Source organism: Mycolicibacterium austroafricanum, from assembly GCF_000612725.1.
GTDB lineage: Bacteria > Actinomycetota > Actinomycetes > Mycobacteriales > Mycobacteriaceae > Mycobacterium > Mycobacterium austroafricanum.
Genome location: NZ_HG964462.1, coordinates 122,869 through 131,027, shown reverse-complemented (window position 1 = coordinate 131,027; position 8,159 = coordinate 122,869). Strand labels below are relative to the sequence as shown.

Below are 8,159 nucleotides of genomic sequence, written 5' to 3'. Positions count from 1 at the left end.
CCCGATCACACTCACGATCGCCGCACCCGGGACCAGACTCTGCACCTGCGCGTCATCCGTCACGCTCACAGAAATACCGCGCGCGACGCCGCCCTCGGTCGTGCTGAACGTGACCGCCTTGATCGCCTCTTCGTACTGATCCAACGACGCCACACCCGACAACGTCAACGTGCGCGTGGCCGCATCCCAGCTTGCGGTGATCGGATTCCCCGCCGGCGCCGTGTAGGAAAGGACGTCACCGTCCTGATACGCCGACGCAATCACAATGGTGGCCTCGGACAGGTTCTCGGAGTCCAGATCACCCAACGTCACCGACGACACAACCTTCACCGGGGACCCACCCAGCTTGAAAATCGGCAACCCGAACACCGTCACCGTCGGCGGCAACCCGATGACGGACACCACGGCGGCGCCCGGCACCAGACTCTGCACGCCGGCCTCATCGGTCACACTGAAGGAAATGCCGCGCGACAGCCCGCCCTCGGCCGCCGAGAAAGAAACCGCCTTGATGGCTTCTTCGTACTGGTCCAACGTCGCCACACCGGAGAGCGTCAACGTGCGCGTGGCCGCATCCCAGCTTGCGGTGATCGGATTCCCCGACGGCGCCGTGTAGGAAAGGACGTCACCGTCCTGATACGCGGTCGCGATCACAATGGTGGCCTCGGACAGGTTCTCCGAGTCCAGATCACCCAACGTCACCGACGACACGACCTTCACCGGGGCGCCGCCCAGCTTGAAGATCGGGATGCCAAAGACCGTCACCGTCGGCGGCAACCCGATGACATTCACGATCGCCGCACCTGGGACCAGACTCTGGACACCGGCATCGTCAGTGACACTGAAGGAAATGCCGCGCGACAGCCCGCCCTCGGCCGCCGAGAAAGAAACCGCCTTGATGGCTTCTTCGTACTGGTCCAACGTCGCCACACCGGAGAGCGTCAACGTGCGCGTGGCCGCGTCCCAGCTTGCGGTGATCGGATTCCCCGACGGCGCCGTGTAGGAAAGGACGTCACCGTCCTGATACGCGGTCGCGATCACAATGGTGGCCTCGGACAGGTTCTCCGAATCCAGATCACCCAACGTCACCGACGACACGACCTTCACCGGGGACCCGCCCAGCTTGAAAATCGGGATGCCAAAGACCGTCACCGTCGGCGGAAGACCGATCACGGACACCACGGCGGCGCCGGGCACCAAACTCTGCACGCCGGCCTCATCAGTGACACTGAAAGAAATCCCGCGCGACAGCCCACCCTCAGTCGCACTGAAGGTGACCGCCTTGATCGCCTCCTCGTACTGGTCGAGTGTCGCCACACCCGACAACGTCAGGGTTCTGGTGGCCGCGTCCCAGGACGCGGTGATCGGATTCCCCGACGGCGCGGTGTAACTCAGCACATCGCCGTCCTGATACGCGGTCGCGATCACAATGGTGGCCTCGGACAGGTTCTCCGAGTCCAGATCACCCAACGTCACCGACGACACGACCTTCACCGGGGACCCACCCAGCTTGAAGATCGGGATGCCAAAGACCGTCACCGTCGGCGGAAGACCGATCACGGACACCACGGCGGCGCCGGGCACCAAACTCTGCACGCCGGCATCGTCAGTGACGCTGAAAGAAATCCCGCGCGACAGCCCACCCTCAGTCGCACTGAAGGTGACCGCCTTGATCGCCTCCTCGTACTGGTCGAGTGTCGCCACACCCGACAACGTCAGGGTTCTGGTGGCCGCGTCCCAGCTCGCGGTGATCGGATTCCCCGACGGCGCCGTGTAGGAAAGGACGTCACCGTCCTGATACGCGGTCGCGATCACAATGGTGGCCTCGGACAGGTTCTCCGAATCCAGATCACCCAACGTCACCGACGACACGACCTTCACCGGGGCGCCGCCCAGCTTGAAGATCGGGATCCCGAAGACCGTCACCGTCGGCGGCAACCCGATCACGGACACCACGGCGGCACCTGGGACCAGACTCTGCACGCCGGCATCATCAGTGACACTGAAAGAAATCCCGCGCGACAGCCCACCCTCAGTCGCACTGAAGGTGACCGCCTTGATCGCCTCCTCGTACTGGTCCAACGACGCCACACCGGAGAGCGTCAACGTGCGCGTGGCCGCGTCCCAGCTTGCGGTGATCGGATTCCCCGACGGCGCCGTGTAGGAAAGGACGTCACCCTCCTGATACGCGGTCGCGATCATAATGGTGGCCTCGGACAGGTTCTCCGAATCCAGATCACCCAACGTCACCGACGACACGACCTTCACCGGGGACCCGCCCAGCTTGAAGATCGGCAACCCGAACACCGTCACCGTGGGCGGCAACCCGATCACAGTCACAATCGCCGCACCTGGAACCAGACTCTGGACACCGGTCTCGTCGGTGACGGAGATCGACACGCCGCGAGGCAGTCCGCCCTTGGTCGTGGAAAATGTTACGGCGAGCAGCGCCTGTTCATACTGTTCGGCTGTCGCCAGCCCGGACAGTGTCAAGGTCTTGGTCGTCACATCCCACGTTGCCGTTATCGGACTTCCATCCGGTGCAACGTAATTCAATACGTCGCCGTCCTGTCCTGCGGTCGAGATCCTGATTGTGGCTTGGGAGATCTGATCCGAGTCCGCATCGGCGATGATCGCAGAGGACAGCACCTTGACCGGCGAGTCTCCCAGCTTGAAGATCGGCAGTCCGGCGGTGACCACCGTGGGCGGCAACTGAACGAGGGGGTCGATCGTGACGGGGATGGTGACGGTGATGTTGTCTCGCTGCGCAAGGCCGAAAAGCCTTGCGACACCGTGCAGGAGCTTCTGGAAGGATCCCAACGCGCCGGTGAGGTGTTCCGAGTCGTCCCTGATGACGACCTGGAAGGTGTCCTGCAACGGCTCACCGGTGACGATGGTGGTCGGTGTGTAGATGAAATTGCCGGTGATCACATCTCGGACCACGACCCCGTGAGTCGGCTGGATTATCTCGTAGGTCAGCGGATCACCATTGGGGTCTGTCGCGTTCAGATCGATGAACAACTGACCCGTGAAGATCTGCTCAACCGTGATGGGACCGTATACGGGTGTCTTGTTGAAGAACGTGTGGGTGATCTGGCGACGTACCCATGCCAGCAACGCATCGAACCACGGCACCTGTGCCGGCGCATCCGGGCTGGCGAACGGGGACACCACGGTGGACACCAGCGCGGTGACGATGTCGACGGTCTCGACGCTCTCGGACGGAGTAGCGGAGGCCCGTTCCACCGGTTCGGTCGTGGTGTTCACCACGTCCACGACGGCCACGTCGCCCTGAGGATGGGCATCATCGAGGGCAGGGCCTTCCTCCGCCCCGTCGTCCTCGGGCGTGCTGACCACCGTCTCGTCGGGTGAGGAATCGACCTGCTCGGAGTCCGGCGCTGTCACATCGGGATCGGCAGCCTGCTGCTCGTCGGGCGTGCTGTCCGATCCGCCCGGTGATTCACCGGATCCGCCTGAGGACCCAGGCAGCTCTTCGTCGGAATCGACGTCCGTGTCCTCGTTTGCGGACGGGTCGGCTTCCTCCGGAGCAAGGTCCTCGCCGACCTCTTCATCATCGACATCGTCTGCGGTACCGGGTTCCTCGTCATTGTCGACCCCGGTCTGATCGGTCGCGTCGACCTGCGGCGAGCTCGGCGGTGCTGCGGAGTCGTCGGCTTGGGACTCGGACACCGACGAGTCCGTGTCACTGTCTGCGTATGCAACTCCAGCGTTCGCGACGGCCAACCCCACACCGAGCGACACCGCCAGGGCGCCAACGCGGCCGATGTGAAGGGTGTACTTCGAGGTTCCCTTGCGGGCGTGCTTGCCGGACCGCCCCTGCGCTGTCAGCTCCAGAAGGTCTTTCGCCGCCCAGAAGCCGGCTTCAGGAACCACGCCCTGCCGCTGGGCGCGATGACGAGCCGGGGTTGCACACATACGTAGTCCTCCGTCTTACTCAGAACGCTGTCCCCCTGCGATATTCAGTTGTCACGGCCACGCGGACCGCGGTGTGCACCGTCAGGCAGTACCGGGGCCGCCGCCGCGACGACCCGGTCCAGACGTGACGCAGGTGATCACCACACCGACAGTGTCAGCAGACCAGCCGAGCTCCGGACCCCGGCATCGTCGGTGACTCTGATCGCCAACGTCCTTGTGGTCCAAGCGCCGCCGGTCGCGGTGAAAGTGATCTCCTTGAGAGCCGCCTCGTACTGCGCCTTGGTCGCCGTACCTGTCAGCGTCAGTGTCCTGCTGCCCGCGTCATAGCTACCGCTGATCGGCACGCCGGCCAATCCGTTGAACTGCAGCACGTCTCCGGAGCGGCCGAACAACGTGACCTCCACCGTGGCGCTGGTCAGGTAGTCCGAGTCGGCGTCGACGATGTCGACCGCTGCGACGGGTTTGACCGGCTGATTTCCGATCGTGTAGGACCGTCCCCCGAAGGGGGTCACCAGAGGCGGCAGGGGGTTTCTGGCGCCGGCGAGAACGAGACCGGAGGTCAGGCTCTGCACACCGGTGTCGTCGGTGACATCGATGGTGATGGTGCGCACGATGCCCACACCCTGAGTCGCCGAGAACGTCACCGCCTTGAGCGCCTCCTCGTACTGCGCCTTGGTCGCCACCCCCGACAACGTCAACGTCCGAGCACCGGCATCCCACGTCGCCGTGATCGGATTACCCGACGGCGCAACATAACCCAACGCATCACCGGACTGCGCCAACAGCGCGATCCTCAGCACCGCCTCCGACAGAGAGTCCGAATCACCATCGGCGATGTCGACCGCCGACACCAGCTTCACCGGCGTCGAACCAAGCGTATAGGTCGGGGCGCCCACCGGGGTGACCAGCGGCGGCAGCGACCATCTCGCGCCCGCGAGAACGAGGCCGGAGGTCAGGCTCTGCACACCGGTGTCGTCGGTGACATCGATGGTGATGGTGCGCACGATGCCCACACCCTGAGTCGCCGAGAACGTCACCGCCTTGAGCGCCTCCTCGTACTGCGCCTTGGTCGCCACCCCCGACAACGTCAACGTCCGAGCACCGGCATCCCACGTCGCCGTGATCGGATTACCCGACGGCGCAACATAACCCAACGCATCACCGGACTGCGCCAACAGCGCGATCCTCAGCACCGCCTCCGACAGAAAGTCCGAATCACCATCGGCGATGTCGACCGCCGACACCAGCTTCACCGGCGTCGAACCAAGCGTGTAGGTCGGGGCGCCCACCGGGGTGACCAGCGGCGGCAACTGCGTCGCCAACCACACTCCGACCGTCACGAGTCCGGGGGCGATGTTCTCCACACCGTCCGCGTCGGTGACCGAGATCGTTACGCCGCGGACCAGCAGCGCACCCTGGGTCGCCGAGAAGGTCACCGCTTTGAGCGCCTCCTCGTACTGCGCCTTGGTCGCCACCCCCGACAACGTCAACGTCCGAGCACCGGCATCCCACGTCGCCGTGATCGGATTTCCGGACGGCGCAACATAACCCAACACGTCACCGGACTGCGCCAACGTCGCGATCTTGAGGATCGCCTCCGACAGGTAGTCCGAGTCCCCGTCAGCGATATCCACCGCCGACACCAGCTTGACCGGATCATCGCCCAGCGTGTATCCCAAGCCGGGCACCGGCGTCACCAACGGCGGCAGGGCCAGCGCCGGCCAGACTCCGACGGTCACAAGTCCGGGAGCGATGTTCTCCACACCATCGGCATCGGTGGCCGACATCGTCACGCCTCGGACCAGCAGCGCACCCTCGGTCGCCGAGAACGTGACCGCCATGAGCGCTTCCTCATACTGCGCCTTGGTCGCCACCCCCGACAAGGTCAGGGTCTTCGCACCCGCATCCCATGTCGCCGTGATCGGATTGTCCGACGGTGCAACATAACTCAACACGTCACCGGACTGCGCCAGCGTGGCGATCTTCAACACCAGCTTCGACAGGTAGTCCGAGTCTCCGTCGGCGATGTCGACCGCCGACACCAGCTTGACCGGATCGTCACCGATCGTGTAGCCCAGACCCGGGAGCGGAGTCACCAACGGCGGGAGCTTGATCGCGGGCCATACCCCGACGGCGACGAAGCCAGGTGCGATGTTGTCGACGCCGTGTTCATCGGTGGCCGACAGCGTCACGCCGCGCACCAGTAACGCACCATCGGTGGCCGAGAAGGTCACCGCCTCGATGGCCTGTTGGTATTGCGCCGTGGTTGCCACACCGCTGAGCGTGAGCGTCATCGTCTGCGCATCCCACGTCGCGGTGATCGGATTGCCCTGGGGAGCAACGTACTCCAGCAGATCACCGTCTTGACCCAGAGTCGCGATTTTGATGACGACCTGGGACAGCTCGTCCGAATCCCCGTCGGCAACCAGAACCGAGGACACCAGCTTCACCGGGTCGCCGCCGAGCGTGTAGCCCGGGCCCGCGATGGGGGTGATCAGTGGTGGGAGCTGGATGACTGGGTCGACGAACACCGGGACCGTGACCGTGACGTTGTCGGCCTGTGCGAGCCCGAACAGCCTGGCGACACCGTGAAGCAGTTTCTGGATGCTGCCCAAGGTGCCCGACAGGTGTTCGGAGTCGTCGCGGATGACGACCTGGAAGCTGTCCACCAAGGGGTCGCCGGCCACGAGTTCGTCAGGGGTGTACACGAAGCGGCCGGTGATGAGATCGCGAAACACCCAGCCGTGCTCGGGCTGGATGATGTCGTAGGTCAGCGGGTCACCGTTCGGATCCGACGCGTGCAGGTCGATGAGCAGCTGGCCGGTGAGGATCTGTTCGGTCGAGATCGGCCCGTACACAGGAGTCTTGTTGAAGAAGGTGTGATTGATCTGGCGCCGGACCCAAGCCAGCAGCGCGTCCAACCACGGTGCAGGAGCCGGAGCCTCAGGATCGGCCAGCGGTGCCACCACATTGGACACCACTGCCGCGAAGAGGCTTACCGACTCAAGGCTCTCCTCTTCGGCGGGCGCAGCCGGCGCGACGGCGCTGCCGCCCGACAGCGACACCGCTTCGGTCGCCGGAGTCGCGGCGTCCTCGTGCGCGCCGTCGGGAGTGGAGACCTCGACGTCAAGGTCGGCGTCGACTGCGGACTCGTCGGCCTCCTCGAGGGCATCCGACTCTCGTGGCGGCACGGACGGCTCGACCACCGGAGCCGTACCCGAGGTCTCGCCGGAATCCCCTGGAGCCGCCGAGTTGTCGCCGGACTCCTCGGCGGCCTGCTCGTCGTCTGCGCCTGACTCCGGGTCCGAATCGGGGTCGAGGACGTCCCCAGGTTCGTCGGTATCGCCGGCCTCGGCGTCCTCGCCGTCTTCGTCGTCGTCAGCGTCGCCGCCGGAATCGGGGCCGGTCTGCGCCTCCGGTGACTCGTCGGCGCCGCCGGGGGTGGACGAACCCGCCGGGGTGGCGTCGGCTCCGGATGACGACACCGACGACTCGGTGTCGCTGTCCGCATACGCCACGCCGGACGAGTTCGCGACAGCCAGACCGACACCGAGCGACACCGCGAGAGCACCCACTCGGCCGACGTGGATGGAGATCTTCGACGGGGTCTTGCGTGCGTGGCGCGCGGGCCCACCGTCTGCGACACCCTCGACGAGGTCCTTGGCCGACCAGAAGTCCCGCTGAGAACCAGACGAGCCGTTACGCGCAGCGCGATGACGGGCAGGGGACGCACACATATTCGACCTCCGTTGCTGTAACTGCATCCCCCCGGATGCTCAGTTGCCCCAGCGGAGCCGATATCGGATTGTTCGAGGTTGTGTCGCCACAACGCAGAACTGCGCGCATCCGCAGCTCCTGCACGGCTCCCCGACCGTCCCATGCCCGCTTCGCCTGGTTTGCTGAACGTGCACCTTCGCGTTCAGCGCGTGCCCAGCCAGGGCTGAGCCTAAGCCAATATCGTGACCCCGATAACGAAATCTTGGAAGAAACTTGCTGACACAACGAGGCGGCAATCACCGGAGCCCTCGATGCGTCAGCAAATCTCCAGCTCACTGAGCAAAGGTAACAAAATCAGGCAAATTTTCCTAGAGGAAAATTTCAATCAGAAGGTTTCTGAGTCCTTGCCTGCTCAACGGCAGTCAATAACTCTTCGCACGCCAACCGGTGCCCTAAGCTGCGGGGATCGACACGCGGACGCGGGGAACCACGCATCAGGAGTCGCCCAT

At 64.7% G+C, this 8,159-nt stretch carries 2 protein-coding genes; both read right to left on the bottom strand.

The window, feature by feature from the left end; genetic code table 11:
• The coding region (locus tag BN976_RS31190; protein WP_199559038.1) for a hypothetical protein at window positions 1–3,933 on the bottom strand (3,933 nt) is incomplete at its 3' end.
• Window positions 3,934–4,070: 137 nt separating this feature from the next.
• The gene (locus BN976_RS31185; protein ID WP_235622196.1) at window positions 4,071–7,670 is read right to left on the bottom strand and encodes a hypothetical protein; all 3,600 of its coding nucleotides are present in this window, start codon (window positions 7,668–7,670) and stop codon (window positions 4,071–4,073) included.
• Window positions 7,671–8,159 lie beyond the last annotated feature (489 nt).